The organism is Conexibacter sp. JCM 18997 (assembly GCF_055391915.1).
In genome coordinates this window covers 5,156,280-5,170,060 of the sequence record NZ_AP043885.1, presented here as the reverse complement: position 1 = coordinate 5,170,060, position 13,781 = coordinate 5,156,280, and the positions used below count along the sequence as shown (strand labels likewise).

14 protein-coding genes are annotated in these 13,781 nt (G+C 72.7%); 6 read left to right on the top strand and 8 right to left on the bottom strand.

Going from position 1 to position 13,781, the window contains the following annotated elements:
- Nucleotide 1: 1 nt before the first annotated feature.
- The 4 genes from ACZ5UI_RS25900 to ACZ5UI_RS25885 form a co-directional block, all read right to left on the bottom strand.
- Nucleotides 2-706 (bottom strand): hypothetical protein, encoded by a 705-nt coding sequence (locus ACZ5UI_RS25900; protein ID WP_464192640.1) that lies wholly within the window; start codon nt 704-706, stop codon nt 2-4.
- Complete coding sequence (locus ACZ5UI_RS25895; protein WP_464192638.1) at nt 703-1,785, bottom strand: lysylphosphatidylglycerol synthase transmembrane domain-containing protein; 1,083 nt, start codon at nt 1,783-1,785, stop codon at nt 703-705. The genes ACZ5UI_RS25900 and ACZ5UI_RS25895 overlap by 4 nt, the downstream gene beginning before the upstream one ends.
- A 7-nt stretch (nt 1,786-1,792) precedes the next feature.
- Nucleotides 1,793-2,929, bottom strand: coding sequence for an MFS transporter (locus ACZ5UI_RS25890; protein ID WP_464192636.1), 1,137 nt, complete (start codon nt 2,927-2,929; stop codon nt 1,793-1,795).
- Between the two features lie 72 nt (nt 2,930-3,001).
- The gene (locus ACZ5UI_RS25885) at nt 3,002-3,739 is read right to left on the bottom strand and encodes a MerR family transcriptional regulator (protein WP_464192633.1); all 738 of its coding nucleotides are present in this window, start codon (nt 3,737-3,739) and stop codon (nt 3,002-3,004) included.
- 59 nt (nt 3,740-3,798) lie between these two features.
- On the opposite strand from ACZ5UI_RS25885, the gene ACZ5UI_RS25880 reads away from it, so the two are divergent.
- Genes ACZ5UI_RS25880 through ACZ5UI_RS25870 form a run of 3 tightly spaced genes read left to right on the top strand, consistent with a single transcriptional unit; the run spans nt 3,799 to nt 6,601 of the window.
- Nucleotides 3,799-5,673 carry a hypothetical protein gene (locus tag ACZ5UI_RS25880; protein WP_464192631.1) on the top strand — a complete coding sequence of 625 codons (1,875 nt, stop codon included), beginning with the start codon at nt 3,799-3,801 and terminating at the stop codon, nt 5,671-5,673.
- On the top strand, nt 5,670-5,804 hold the full coding sequence (locus ACZ5UI_RS25875; protein WP_464192628.1) for a hypothetical protein: 135 nt from the start codon (nt 5,670-5,672) through the stop codon (nt 5,802-5,804). Before ACZ5UI_RS25880 ends, ACZ5UI_RS25875 begins: the two co-directional genes overlap by 4 nt.
- A 20-nt stretch (nt 5,805-5,824) precedes the next feature.
- The gene (locus ACZ5UI_RS25870) at nt 5,825-6,601 is read left to right on the top strand and encodes a (2Fe-2S)-binding protein (protein ID WP_464192626.1); all 777 of its coding nucleotides are present in this window, start codon (nt 5,825-5,827) and stop codon (nt 6,599-6,601) included.
- A gap of 94 nt (nt 6,602-6,695) precedes the next feature.
- On the opposite strand, the gene ACZ5UI_RS25865 is transcribed toward ACZ5UI_RS25870, so the two are convergent.
- A complete protein-coding gene (locus tag ACZ5UI_RS25865) occupies nt 6,696-7,091 on the bottom strand; it encodes an HIT family protein (RefSeq protein ID WP_464192623.1) in 396 nt (131 codons plus the stop codon).
- Nucleotides 7,092-7,120: 29 nt separating this feature from the next.
- On the opposite strand from ACZ5UI_RS25865, the gene budA reads away from it, so the two are divergent.
- Nucleotides 7,121-7,897 carry an acetolactate decarboxylase gene (budA, locus tag ACZ5UI_RS25860; RefSeq protein WP_464192621.1) on the top strand — a complete coding sequence of 259 codons (777 nt, stop codon included), beginning with the start codon at nt 7,121-7,123 and terminating at the stop codon, nt 7,895-7,897.
- Here budA and ACZ5UI_RS25855 read toward each other — a convergent pair whose 3' ends face one another.
- Nucleotides 7,898-9,604: a beta-propeller domain-containing protein gene (locus ACZ5UI_RS25855; RefSeq protein ID WP_464192618.1), complete on the bottom strand. Its 1,707-nt coding sequence runs from the start codon at nt 9,602-9,604 to the stop codon at nt 7,898-7,900.
- Between the two features lie 77 nt (nt 9,605-9,681).
- Between ACZ5UI_RS25855 and ACZ5UI_RS25850 the strand changes: the two genes are divergently transcribed.
- Entirely contained in the window at nt 9,682-10,206 is a 525-nt protein-coding gene (locus ACZ5UI_RS25850) for a PH domain-containing protein (protein ID WP_464192616.1), read from the top strand.
- A gap of 12 nt (nt 10,207-10,218) precedes the next feature.
- Here ACZ5UI_RS25850 and ACZ5UI_RS25845 read toward each other — a convergent pair whose 3' ends face one another.
- Both ACZ5UI_RS25845 and ACZ5UI_RS25840 read right to left on the bottom strand, forming a co-directional pair.
- Nucleotides 10,219-11,406 (bottom strand): SDR family oxidoreductase, encoded by a 1,188-nt coding sequence (locus ACZ5UI_RS25845; protein ID WP_464192614.1) that lies wholly within the window; start codon nt 11,404-11,406, stop codon nt 10,219-10,221.
- 88 nt (nt 11,407-11,494) lie between these two features.
- Nucleotides 11,495-12,256, bottom strand: a complete 762-nt coding sequence (locus ACZ5UI_RS25840) for a hypothetical protein (protein ID WP_464192611.1) — start codon at nt 12,254-12,256, stop codon at nt 11,495-11,497.
- A 97-nt stretch (nt 12,257-12,353) separates the two neighbouring features.
- Here ACZ5UI_RS25840 and ACZ5UI_RS25835 point away from each other — a divergent pair, with 97 nt between their 5' ends.
- A complete protein-coding gene (locus tag ACZ5UI_RS25835) occupies nt 12,354-13,775 on the top strand; it encodes a sugar porter family MFS transporter (protein ID WP_464192609.1) in 1,422 nt (473 codons plus the stop codon).
- The last annotated feature ends 6 nt before the right edge of the window (nt 13,776-13,781 follow it).

Below are 13,781 nucleotides of genomic sequence, written 5' to 3'. Positions count from 1 at the left end.
CCTAGACGGCGGGTGCCTCGGGGGCGACGACCGGCGCGGGCTCGGTGCCCTCGACGGCGCGCAGCTCGAAGAACAGGATCGCCGAGGCCAGCGCGGTCAGCGGCGCCAGCAGGAAGCTGACGATCCACGAGACGAGGACCGCGACGATCGTTCCACCCCCGCTGACCAGGAGCGCGGCGAGCCCACCGATCACCAGCGTGACGATCCAGAAGACCACGATCACGCCCAGCGTCTGCCAGAAGTTCGGCTTGACCAGGTCCCAGCTGCGGCTCATCGCGTCGAACACCCCGCGCCGCTCCACGACGATCGCCGGGGCCAGCACGGCCCACAGCGTCAGCAGGATCACGCCCGGGATGATGCACAGCACGAGGCCGATGCCGATCGCGATGCCCGCGAGGATCGAGGCCAGGACCAACGTCAGCAGCACCGGGGTGACCTGCCGGAACAACCCACCCATCGACGCGTCCAGCTCGCCGTCACGCGTGTCGTTGACCACCTCGACGACGACGCCCGTGTAGAGCTGGCTGACGATGATGCTGATGACCGTCCCGATCAGCGACAGCCACACGCTGTCGCGCCCGGCCAGGCTGAACGCGGCGTTGATCAGGAACAGGATCGCCGCGATGCTGATCAGCACCACGAAGTACTTCTGGTACGTCTTGAAGACCTTGTCGACGACGGTGCCGACATCGATGTTGCGTTTCACGCCTGCCTCTCGTGGGCGGTTGGGTGTGCCCCTGCGCGCGCAACCCTAGACCCCGCCGTGGCCGATTGCAGTAGCGCTTCCTCCTCGTCGCTCTCGCCGTAGCGGCGCCGGTGCAGGAACCAGCCGACCAGGCCGGCGGGCAACGGCAGCCAGTAGGAGGCCAAGCGGTAGGCCAGCGCGGCCAGCACCGCCGCGCCGCCGTGGACGCCGGCCAGCGCCAGCGTGCCGGTCAACCCGGCCTCGACGAAGCCCAGCCCGCCGGGCGTCAGCGGGATCTGGGCCAGCACCTGGGCGGAGACGAAGGCCAGCAGCACGAGCGTCGGCCGGGGCGAGGCGCCGACGGCGGCCAGCGCGGCCAGCAGCGCCAGGTAGTCGAAGAACCAGCGGCCGATCGTGGCCAGCAGCGCCTCCCACCAGTTGCGGCCCAGCACCTCGAGGATCAGGTCGCGCTCGGCCAGCACGCGGTCGGGCAGGTCGGTCATCGGCGTGCGCTTGTGCCACAGGCGGTTGCGCACGCGCTGGACGAAGCCGGCCAGCTGGCACAGCGGGCCGTTCATGGTGATCAGCGCGGCGCCCACGGCGAACATGGCCGCGAACACGACGAGGCCGATCAGCGCCGCCCGCACCAGCTCGTTGTCGGTCGACACGACCCCGCGCAGCACGGCGGGGATCGCGAACACCGGCAGCGCCAGCAGGACCGCGAAGACCAGCAGCGACGAGGCGGTCAGCCCCGACGCGGCGGCGGCGCCAGGCACGCCGGACTGCACCAGCATGCGGTACTGCAGCGCGCCGGCCGCGGCGCCGCCGCCCGGCACGATCCGCCCGAACGCGTTGCCGGCCACCTGCGAGGTGGCGATCGCGAACATGTCGTGGGTGCGCACGGCCAGGCGCTGGAGGATCCACAGGCACACGAAGCTGGCCGACTCGGCGATCAGCATGGCCACGAACCACACCGGCTCCAGGTGGGTCAGGCGCGGCCACGCCGACAGCACCTGAAGCAGGCTGGGGAAGACGAGGTACAGCGAGATCGCCGTGACGACGAGCAGGAGGACTGTGCGCGGGAGCTTGCGACGCGTCACGAAACCCTCAGTATGACCGGACCGCGCCGCGCTTCCGCCCGTGCACGAGACCGGGCGCGGCCGCGCGCAGCCCCAGCCCGACCAGCAGCACCGCGACGGCGATCAGCACCCACAGGACGGTGTTCCACCCGTTGGTGGCGTCGTGCAGCGCGCCCATCGCCAGCGGGCTGGCCGCCGCGGCGACATAGCCGATGCCCTGCACCATGCCCGCCAGGGCGGTCGCCCGTGGCCCGTCGGGCGCGCGCAGCACGACGAGCGTCATCGACAGCGAGAAGCTGCCGCCCTGGGCGATGCCGAGCACGACCATCCACAGCGGCGTCAGCGCCGTCCGCGACAGCAGCAGGCCGGCGAAGCCGATCGCCCACAGCGCGCCCACCACCACGACCATCGGGCGCTGGTCCGGCACCCGCGCGGCCAGCAGCGGCGTGACCAGCGACAACGGGATGCCGACCACGAGGAAGATGGCCACCATCGCCCCGGCCCGCCCGTCGCTCAGGCCGCCATCGCGCAACAGCTCGGCCAGCCAGGCGACCGCGGCGTAGAAGAGCACGGACTGCGCGGCGAACAGCGCGGTCAGCGACCAGGCCACGCGGTCGCCGCGCATCTGGATCGGCTCGGGCGCCTCGACCGCGTCGGATGCCGCACGCCGGCGGCGCGCGGTCCGGGCGATCGGCAGCCAGGCGATCGCCGCGACCGCCGCGGGCAGCGCCCACACGGCCAGCGAGGCCTGCCAGGAACCCAGCGCGCGCTCCAGCGGCACCGCCAGCCCGGCGGCCAGCGCCGCACCGCCGACCATCACGCTCGCGTAGCCGCCCAGCAGCGCCCCGGGCCGCGCCCACTCGCGCTTGATCATCACCGGCATCAGGACGTTGGCCACCGCGATGCCCGCGCCCAGCACGAAGGTGCCCAGGAACAGCGGCGCCAGCTCGGGGACGATGCGCAGCCCGGCCCCGGCGACCAGCGCGACCATGCCGCCCAGCAGCGCCAGCTCGACGCCCACGCGCCGGGCCAGCCAGGGGACCGCGGCACCCGCGGCCGCGAAGCACAGCAGCGGCAGGGTGGTGAGCACGCCCGCGCCCACATGCGACAGGCCCAGGTCGGCGCGCAGGTCGTCGAGCACCGGCCCGACCGAGGTCAGCGCCACCCGCAGGTTGAACGCGATCGCCAGCAGGGCGAACGCGGGCCACCAGCGCCGGCCGGCGGTGGCGGTCGTGACCTACCGCCCGCTCGAGCGCTTGGTCAGCTCTTCGCCCAGCGCCTTCTCGACGGCCTTGGTCATCACCTGCTGGAAGGTGGCCAGCAGCGCCTCGCCGGCCAGCGGGCGCAGGCGTTCGACCGCGGCGGCGGCGCGGGCCCAGCCCTCGGGGTCGTGACCGGACTCGATCTGCCCGAGGATGTCCTCGCGGAACAGGCGGATGAAGGCGTCGGCCACCGACTGCGAGCTGCGCGTGACCTGCTCGAGCACGGCGAGCGCGTGGCCGATCGGCACGCCGAGCGAGACGACCTCCTCACCCGCGCGCAGCAGCGCGGGGCTGGGCACCTCGTAGCGGTCGTCGCCCACCGAGACGATCAGGCGCAGCTTCTCGGCCCGGCGCAGCAGCTTGGGATCGTCGATGCCGAAGCGGCGGGCCAGCTCGGCGGCGTCGACGTACTCGGGCTCCTCGTCGGCGAAGGGCGACAGCACGCTGCGCGTGAAGCCGAGCAGCTCGGTGCCCGCGCCCGTGGTCTGCGCCAGCAGCCGCTCGATCGCCTTGAGGTTGAAGCCCTCGGCCTGCATCTCGCGGATCAGCTCGAGGCGCGCGAGGTGCTCGGGCCCGTAGTAGCCCGTGCGGGCGCGCACGACGGGCGGGGGCAGCAGCCCGCGCGACTGGTGGGCGCGGATGTTGCGCACGGTCACGCCGCTGCGGCGCGCCAGCTCGTCGATCGTCAGCTCCTGCTCGGCCGGATCCGTCATGAGACGCACGTCACAGTATCGGGGGTTATATGTACCATCAATCGGTGTAACATAGATCCATGTCCCGCTCCCTGTTGGCGGCCGCCGCTCCCGCGGGCGGTGCCGCGCTCGACCAGGTCTTCATCGCGTCCGCCGTCGCGACCCTGCTGACGATCGCCATGCTCGCCCTCGCGGTGGGCCATCGCAGCGGCCGGATCGCCTGGATCGGGCGCCTGGGCGCCTACGGCGAGCGGCTCACCGGCCTGCCCGGGTGGGCGGTCGTGCCGTCGGCGATCACCGGCGTCTCGCTGATCGTCGCGCTGGTCGGCATGTACTGGGACATCTCGCTGCACATCGACAACGGCCGCGACCCCGGCCCGTTGGCCAACCCCGCGCACTACCTGATCCTTCTCGGCCTGTTCGGGGTGCTGTTCGCCTCGGTCGCGGCAATCGCGCTCCCGCTCGAGCGCACCGGCCCGACGGCGGTCAAGATCGCTCCCGGCTGGTACGCGCCCGTGGGCGGCGTGCTGCTGTTCTTCTGCGCGGCCTTCGCGCTCACCGGCTTCCCGCTCGACGACGTCTGGCATCGCCTGTTCGGCCAGGACGTGACGCTGTGGGGGCCGACCCACCTGATGCTGATCGGCGGCGCGTCGCTGGCCACGATCGCCGCGCTCGTGCTCAGCGCCGAGGGCGTCGCCGCCACCCGCCGCGACGGTCGCCGCCGCGAGGTGACGCCCGTCCAGCGCCGCATGCACTGGGTGCGCACCGGCCTGCTGGCCGGCGGCCTGCTCGTCGCGCTGTCCACCTTCCAGGCCGAGTTCGACTTCGGCGTGCCGCAGTTCGCGCTGGCCTTCCAGCCGCTGCTGCTGGCGCTCGCCTCGGGCATCGCGCTCGTCGTGGCCCGCATCCACCTGGGCCGCGGCGGCGCGCTGCTGGCCGTCCTCTCCTTCCTGGTCATGCGCGGCCTGCTGGCCCTGCTCGTCGGCCCCGTCCTCGGCCAGACGATGCCCCACTTCCCCCTGTACGTGGTCGAGGCGCTCGTCGTCGAGGCCGTCGCGCTGTGGCTGGGCCGCGAGCGCCCGCTGCTGCTCGGCGCCGTCGCCGGCCTGGGCATCGGCACGCTGGGCACGCTGTCGGAGTGGGGCTGGACCCACGTGTTCATGCCCGTCGCCTGGCCGGTCGAGCTGATGGGCCGCGGGTTCCTGCTGGCCGTCGTGACCGGCGTCGCCGCCGGCCTGGTCGGCGGCTGGATCGGCGCCGCGGTCACGCCGCAGGTGCCGCTGCCCGGCCGCGCGGGGCGCTCGGCCACGGTCGCGTTCGCCGTGCTGCTGGCGGCGATCGCCTGGACGTTGCCCGTCACCACCGGCAGCGACGTGCGCGCCTCGGTCACCCTGCGCGAGCTGACGCCCGCGCCCGACCGCACCGTGCAGGCCACGGTCCGGCTGCAACCGGGCGACGCCGCCGACGGCGCGCTGTGGTTCATGCAGACCTCCTGGCAGGGCGGCGGCTCGGTCATCGCCCCGTTGCGTGAGACCGCGCCCGGCGTGTGGCAGACGACGAAGCCGATGCCCGTCTCGGGCGAGTGGAAGAGCCTGCTGCGCCTGCACCGACCGGGCTCGATCGACGGCCTGCCCGTGTTCCTGCCCAACGACCCGGCGATCCCCGCCGCGGAGGTCCCGGCCCGGGCCAGCTTCGAGCGCACGTTCTCGCTGGACCGCCACATCCTCCAGCGCGAGGCCAAGACCGGCGTGGCCGGCTGGCTGTGGCTGGTCGCCTACCTGATCGTGCTGGCCATCGCGCTGTCGATGGCGGCCGCGCTCGGCTGGGGCCTGTCGCGCGTGCGCCGCAACCTCGATCCCGAGGACGGCACGCCGCCCCCGTCGATCTCCGGCGAGGAGCGCTTCACGCGCGAGCCGGCCGCCCCGCGCCCGACCGGCGCCCCGGTGGCGTCGTGATCCTCGCCCACATCGGCCACGTGCTGATCGACCTGCCGCTGTACGGCGGCCCGGTCGTCGGGCTGGTGGCGGCGCTGTTCGTCGTACGGCGCATGGGCGGCATCGAGCACCGCCAACGCGACCCGCATTAGGGTCGCCTAACCTACGGGCGGTGCACCCGCTCGGCGAGACCTTGGCCCGAATCGACGGGCGGGTGCACGGAGCCCAGCTCGGGGCGCCCGACGGGTGGCTCAGCCCCGCCGACCTGGTCGGGGACCCGGACGTGTTCGCCTCCGCCCTGGCCATCGCCACCGCCGCCTACGACACCGCGCGCCGCGACATCCTGGGCAACCGGCTGCTGGAGATCTGGGCCTGGCTGGTGGCCACGCCCGCCGCGATGACGCTGCTCCTGGAGCGGCGGCTGCCCGACATCGGCGCGGCCAACGTCACCGTCGACCCCGGCCTGTGGAGCGACCCCGCGCCGATCGCGCTGCGCACCGGGCGCTTCTGGTGCCTGCCCGGCGATTCGGCCGCCGAGCACGCCGACGCGGTCGTGGTGGCCGACGAGCGCGCGCTCGCGCTGCAGTACGCCGAGACGCTGCGCGAGCACCACCTGGGGCCGCTGGTCGAACACATCGCCGGCTGGTCGCGCCGCGGCCGGCGCGCCCTGTGGCGCGGCGCGACCGATCAGCTCGTCGGCGCCCTCACCGGCGCGGGCAGCGCGACCGACCGCGAGGACGACGCGCTGGCGCTGGCCCGCCTGACCGGCGCCCGCGTCGAGGTGCGGCGCTTCGAGCTCGACGGCCTGCCGGCGCACACGATGCACCTGCGCGAGGGCTGCTGCCTGTACTACCGGGTCGACGGGCGGCCACCCAACTGCTCCAACTGCCCGCTGATCGACGACGAGCGACGCGTCGAGCTGCTGGCCGCCGAGCTGCGCGCGTCCTAGTGTCCTGATTCAAAAATTCGCCCGCATCTGGCGGCGCCGGAATCGTGTCTGCCCCGGCATCCACCAGCTGCACACGAATTTCCGAATCAGGACACTAGCTGGCGATCCGCGCGCGCAGCGCCTGCGCCATCTGGGCCAGGTCGTCCTGGTCGGCCTCGCGGGCCTGGCGGAAGTCGATGTCGTAGATCTCGTCCAGCGGCACGAGGTGCACGTGCGCGTGCGGGACCTCGAGACCGACCACGGCGACGCCCACGCGAGCGGCGCCCGACTCGGCCTTGATGGCCGCGGCGACCGGCTTGGCGAACACGAACAGGTCGCCCAGCAGATCGTCGGGGAGGTCGAACAGCTCGTCGATCTCCTGCTTGGGGATCACCAGCGTGTGACCGGCGCGGATCGGGCGGATGTCGAGGAAGGCCAGGAAGCGGTCGTCCTCGCGGATCTTGTGGGCCGGGATCTCTCCGGCGACGATGCGGGTGAAGAGCGAGGCCATGCGGCCACGTTATCTATCGTCCGCTCGCCATGGATGACCGCCTCCTGCACGCGCTCCACGTGCGCGCCCTGCACCACGCCGAGCTGCACCCCGAGCACGAGCCGCACGTGCTCTTCCAGATCTCGACGATCGGCGCGCTGCTCGACGGCGCCTACGAGGGCGACGTGACGATCGGCGAGGTGCTCGAGCACGGCGACCTCGGCCTGGGCACGCTGAACGCGCTCGACGGCGAGCTCGTCGTGGTCGACGGCGTCGCCTACCGGGCCGACGTGGACGGCGGCCTGCACCCGGTCGCCCCCGACCGGCTCACCCCGTTCGCGGTGGTCACGCCGTTCGCGGCCGACGTGACGGTCGAGCTGACCGGGCCGCTGACGCTCCAGCAGCTGCTGGCCACGGTCGACGAGCACCTCCCCGGCGGGGCGACGCTGGCCCACGCGGTGCGGGTCGACGGCCACTTCACCTCGGTCCGCGCGCGCTCGGTGCCCGCCCAGCACAAGCCCTACCGGCCGCTGGGGGAGGTCGTGGCCGAGCAGCACGTCTTCGACCTGCCCGACGGCGACGCGACGATGGTCGGCTTCCGCTTCCCCGCCGATGCGGGCGCGCTCAACGTCACCGGCCACCACCTGCACGTGGCCGACGCCGCCCGCGCCCGCGGCGGCCACGTCTTCGACTGCGTGCTCGAGCACGGCACGCTGCAGATCGACCACTCCTCCGACGTGCACGCCGAGCTCCCGCCGGGCGTGGAGATCCCCACGACCGTCGACGAGGCGCAAGCGGCCGCGGTCGCCGCGGCCGAGACGGAGTAGCTACCCCGCGGCGGTCGGGAACGGCAGCCAGCTCTGCGCGGCCAGGCCGTCCAGCGCCGCCGACTGCACGCCCGCGTACGGATCGATCAGCAGCAGGCGGTCGCCGACCACGACCGCCCGCGAGAACGTGCTCGGCGCGGTGGCGCTGACCCGGCCCGCCTCGGCGATCTGGGTCTGGCCGATCTTCAGCCCGACTGAGCCGCTGAACGTGCGGTCCGACACCGGCAGCACGACGAGGCGCGTGGCCGGCCACCACAGGAACGCGTGGTGGTCGCTCTCGGCCATCGTCCAGGCATCGGCGCCCAGCGAGCGCGCGTCCAGCCGCTTGGGCGCGGCGGGATCGGAGACGTCGAACAGCGACACCTGGGCGCCGAGCAGACGTCCCTGCTCGGTGGCGTCCTGCCCCACGCCGAGCAGCAGGCCGTTGCCCACCGGGTGCAGGTAGGCCGAGTAGCCCAGCAGCTTCAGCTCCCCGGCCACCCGGGGCGCGGCCGGCTGCGACAGGTCCAGCGTGTAGAGCGGGTCGGTCTGGCGGAAGGTCACGACATAGCCGACGTCGCCGATGAAGCGCACCCCGCGGATGCGCTCGTCGGGGCCGATGCCGGTGACCGACCCCAGCGGCTGGAGCGCCGGGTTCAGCGTCGTGACGGTCGAGTCGCGCTCGCCGGTCGAGGCGACACGCAGCACCTGGCCCTGCTCCGACAGCGACCACTGGCTGAGCAACGACCCGGGGACCGAGCCGCTGGCCGCGTAGTCGGCGCCGTCGCCGCGCAACGCGAACCGGTGGATCGCCGTGGTCGCGGCCGTCGCGCCGGGGTCCCAGCGCTGCGTGGCGATGTACAGGTTGTCGGCCGAGGCGTACACCGTCTCGGCGTCGGCCATGACGGCGGCGGCCGAGATCGGCACGGGACCGGCGTCGATGTCGACGGTGAGCACGGTGGTCAGGCCCGTGCCCGAGAAGACCGGGGGCCGGCGCACGTTCCCGCAGCGCACGAGCTGACGCGGCTGCGCGCCGCTCAGCGTCGCGGTCGGGACCCAGCCGCCGACGCTGTCGATCGAGATCGGATCGATGACGTATCGGGGCGCCGAGTTGACGACGATGCGGGCCAGCCGGCCGTCGGCCCGCGACGTGACCGGGCTGCCGTCGAAGGTCAGCGTCCGCCCGACCACCATGCGCGCGGGATCGCGCACGTCGACGCTGGCCAGGACGGTCTGCGGCGGCTGGTAGGCGATGCGCTCGAGGCTGGGCCCGTCGATCGGCAGCGGACGCACCGGCTCGACGACCTGCTGGCCGATGACCAGCGCGCGGCCGTCGTGCAGCAGCAGCTCGTCGCCGCTGCCGGGGAGCGCGACCGCGCCGATGATCCGCGGCGTCGCGGCGCGCGCGTCGATCGAGTACAGCGTGGACCCCGAGACGACGAACAGCGTCTGGCCGTCGGTCTTGACGACGTCGGGCTCGTCGATGCCCGCCTCCTGGACGTTCGTCTGCGAGACGTCGTCGGTGGCGGCGGTCTTCTCCGACGAGCCGCCCGCGCCCGCGCTGGACTGCGGCGCGGCGGTCGGACCGATCGTCGGCGTGACCGTCGTGGTCGGCAGCGGCATCGCGGCCCGGGCGTGCGCCGAGGCGTACTGCACCAGCGCCGGGCACGAGGCGAAGGTCTTCAGCCGCGGTCCCTTGGCCGGCGCGGTCGCCGGGAGCAGCAGCACGCCAGCCATCAACGTCCCCGCAATGACCCTCCCCGTCATGGACTCCAACCTAGCGCGACCGTAGACTCGCGCGCACCATGGACATGCATCCCGGTGAGGAGATCATCTACAACGGCCACCCGTCGTGGCGCTCGACGTGGGCGCTGTACGGCCGGGGCCTGCTCATCGCGATCATCCTGACGCTGCTGGTCGGCGGCGGAACCGCGGTGTTCGGCGACCAGGCGGAGTGGACGCTGGCCATCCTCGTCGGCGTGGTCGTGCTGTGCATCACGATCCTCGTCGGCTTCGTCCACCGGATGTTCACGATCTACACGATCACCACGCAGCGGCTGCGCATCCAGAAGGGCATCATCGCCCGCAAGGTGCAGCAGACGCGCATCGAGCGCGTGCAGAACGTCAACACCGACCAGGGCGTCCTCGAGCGCATCCTGAAGGTGGGCGACGTCGACTTCGACACCGCCGGCACGACCGACTCGGACTTCCGCTTCAACGGCGTCGGCGACCCCGAGGCCGTGGTCACCGCCGTGGACCGGGCCCAGCGCGAGCACTCGATTCACACCACCGAGTCCGGCGGCGACCCGACGCTGACCGACGGCCTGTAGGCCGCTGGGCCGCTAGGCCGTCGCGGGGCGCACGACGCGGGCGAACCGCCCGCTGCGCTCGGCCGGCTCGGGCGCCGGCGCGCGGCCCCAGTCGACCTGCTCGGCGTAGTCGATCAAGCCGTCGAAGTAGGCGGCCAGCGGCGCGGGAACCAGGCCCGTGGGCTCCAGCGCGGCCCGCGTCCGCGTCGCGTCGAAGCGCACGCGCGCGGCGAAGTACGGGAAGAACACGTCGGCCCGCTGCAGCCAGCGCTTGCGCGACCCGCTGCTGCGGGCCAGGAGCACCGGATGCACGGCGCGCCGGTACAGCGCGGGCGACACCGTGCGCAGCGGCGGGCGCCCCATGCGCCGGGCGCTGAGCGCGATCAGCTCGGCCACGCTGCTGGCCCGCTCCGAGGCGGTCAGGTGGTAGGTCCGGCACTCGCCCGCGTCGCTCAACGCGAGCGTGGCGATCGCGTCGGCCACGTAGGAGACCGAGACCACGTCGACCGGCGCCGAGCGCACGGCCGGCACGAGCGGCAGCGCTCCCCGCGCGTAGGCGCGCAGCGGCGTGTAGATCACGTTGAACGACGAGGTCCAGCCGCTGTCCTGATCCCCGACCACGATCGACGGGCGCAGGATCTGCACCGGCAGGCGCTCGGCGTGCGCGCGCACCAGCGCCTCGGCCTCCCACTTCGTCTGCTCGTAGGTGTTGTTGAACGCCTGGCCGACGTCGTGGTCGTCCTCGGTGAAGCGGCCCCGGTGCGTGCCTGCGACGTAGGCGGTCGAGACCTGCGTGTAGCGGTGCAGCCCGTTGCCGTGCTGCGCGCAGCGCGCGGCCAGGTCCAGCACTCGGCGCGTGCCCTCCACGTTGATCGCGCGCGCCTCCTCCAACGGCAGCGTGAACGACACCGACGCGGCCGAGTGGATCACGTCGGTCACCCAGCGCGAGATCGCCTCGGTCTGGCGCTCGTCCAGGCCGAGCCACGGCTGCTGCAGGTCGGCGGCGACGGCCACCACCCGCTCGCAGGCGGCGTCGAGGTCGTCGACGAGCGGGGCCAGCGCCACGCGAATCCGTTCGGCGGCCTGGGCGTCGTCGTCGGCGCGGACGAGCGCCCACACGCGGCGCTCAAAGGGTGCGTTGACGAGCCGGGCCAGCAGCGCGGTTCCGACAAAGCCGGTCGCGCCGGTCAGCAGCACGTCACCGTGATGGGAGGTGCGCATGGCCTTCAAGGTGCCACATCGCCCCGCGCGTCTCCCCGACCCGCTGAACAGACTTCGAGCGACCGGCTCCGACCGCCGGTCGAACGGCTCAGGCGACCTTCTCGCCCGTGAACGGCTGCTGACCGAGCGGCCCGGCGGACACCGTTCCGGTCATCACGTCACCGTCGACCGACGCCGTGAAGTCGAACTCCATCGGCATCGGCTGGGTGGCCGAGATGTGCCAGACCAGGTCGTTGCCGTCGACCGTGCCGCCGTCGAAGTCGAAGACCCCGAACGCGGTGTTGGAGCGCCCCGACAGGGCGGTTCCGTCGGTGTGGAGCGTCAGCAGGACCTGCTGCTCGCCCATCGGCGTGTCGAGCTTGCACTGCCAATCGCCGTCGATGCCGGGCATGGTGTCGGAAGAGCTCCTCTGCGGGGGTGGCGTGAAGGCACTGGGTGTGCCCGGGAGCGTGCCCGAGCGCATCGCGCGGAACATTCGCAGAAGCGCCGCCGCGTCGGCGTACGCCGCCAGGAACAGCGCGAGCGCGAGCAGCAGCCCGGCCCAGGCGACGGCGGTGCGGCCGGCGTCGATGTCCAGGAAGCGGATGAACGTCAGCAGCAGCACGAGCGCCGACAGCGCGAGCGTCGGCAGCTGCAGCGGGAGCGCCGGCCCGAGCTGCAGGCCCGACGCGCGCAGGCCGAGCACGATGGCGATGAGGAAGGCGAGCATTCCCGCGCCCACGCCCACGCCGTGCCACATGGTCGCGGTGAACGCGCCGTCCAGCAGGCTCTGCCAGTCCAGGAACGACGCCACGATGTAGGCGAACAGCGTGGCCAGGACGGCGATGAAGGTGCGGGCCTGCGTCGGCATGGTCCGGCGATCCTCGCAGAAGTTGGCCTCGTGGCCGATCAAGCGTCTAGAGTCGCGACGCGGGGGCTTCCGTTGCCCCACAACACGGAGGGTCACGTTGCCGATCACCGCCCACGGGCACCACACCTCGTACCAGGCACGCACCTGGATGGCCGCCGGGATCGCCGGCATGGGCGGCCTGCTGTTCGGCTACGACACCGGGATGATCTCCGGGGCCCAGGTGTTCATCGAGCAGGACTTCGATGTGTCCGCCTCCGGGATCGGCGTCGTGGTCAGCGCGGTCACGCTCGGCGCGCTGGTCGGCGCCCTGCTGTCCAGCGGCTTGACCGAGCGCTTCTCCCGCCGGGCGCTGATCGTCCTCTCGGCGGTCGTCTTCATCATCGGCGCGGTCCTCGCGGCGGCGGCGCCGACGCTGTTCGTGCTCGTCGTCGCGCGCTTCGTCATCGGCCTGGGCATCGGCGTGGCCTCGACGGTCGTCCCGCTCTACATCGCCGAGATCGTGCCGGTCAAATCGCGCGGCTCGATGGTCGCGTTGTTCCAGCTGGCGATCACCGCCGGCATCCTGCTCGCCTACCTGGTCAACGCGGCCTTCGCCGACGACGGCGAATGGCGCGCGGTGTTCGCGCTGGCCTGCGTGCCCGCCACGCTGCTGCTGTTCGGGATGCTGCTGCTGCCCGAGAGCCCCCGGTGGCTGGTCGCCCGCGGGCGCGACGCCGAGGCCCATGCCGTGCTCGACGAGGTGCGCGATCCCGACGACCCGGCCACCGAGCACGAGTTCCAGGAGATCGTCGACACGGTGCAGGCCGAGCGCCAGCGCGTGAAGGAGCCGATCCTGCGCGCGCTCAGCAGCCCGCTCGCGCGGACGATCCTGTTCGTGGGCATCGGGCTGGGGATCTTCCAGCAGATCACCGGCATCAACACGATCATCTACTACGCCCCGACGATCCTGGCCCAGGCCGGCCTGGGCACCGAGACCTCGATCATCACCACCGCCGGGATCGGCGCGCTGAACTTCAGCGCCACCGTGATCGCGTTGATGGTCGTCGATCGCATCAACCGCCGCACGATGCTGCTGGGCGGCATGATCGGCATGACCGCGTCGATGGGCCTGCTGGCCACGATGTTCGCGATCGACGACTTCACCGGCATCCTGCGCTGGGTCGCCGTCGGGTCGCTGTTCTCGTTCATCGCCTTCTTCGCCGTCAGCTGGGGCTGGGGCTTCTGGGTGCTGGCCAGCGAGATCTACCCGCTGTTCATCCGCGGCCAGGCGATCTCGATCGGCAACTCGATCCAGTGGGGCGCGAACTTCCTGATCTCGCTGCTGTTCCCGATCCTGCTGTCCTCCTGGGGCGGCGCGCCGGTGTTCTACATGCTCGCCGGCTTCGGGGTGCTCGCCCTGGTCTTCACCCAGCGGTTCGTCCCCGAGACGCGCGGCAAGACGCTCGAGGAGATCGAGGCGCAGTGGCGCAAGCGCGCGGGCATGTCCGACGCGCCCGCGGCCGCGACCGTCGGCGACTGACGCAGG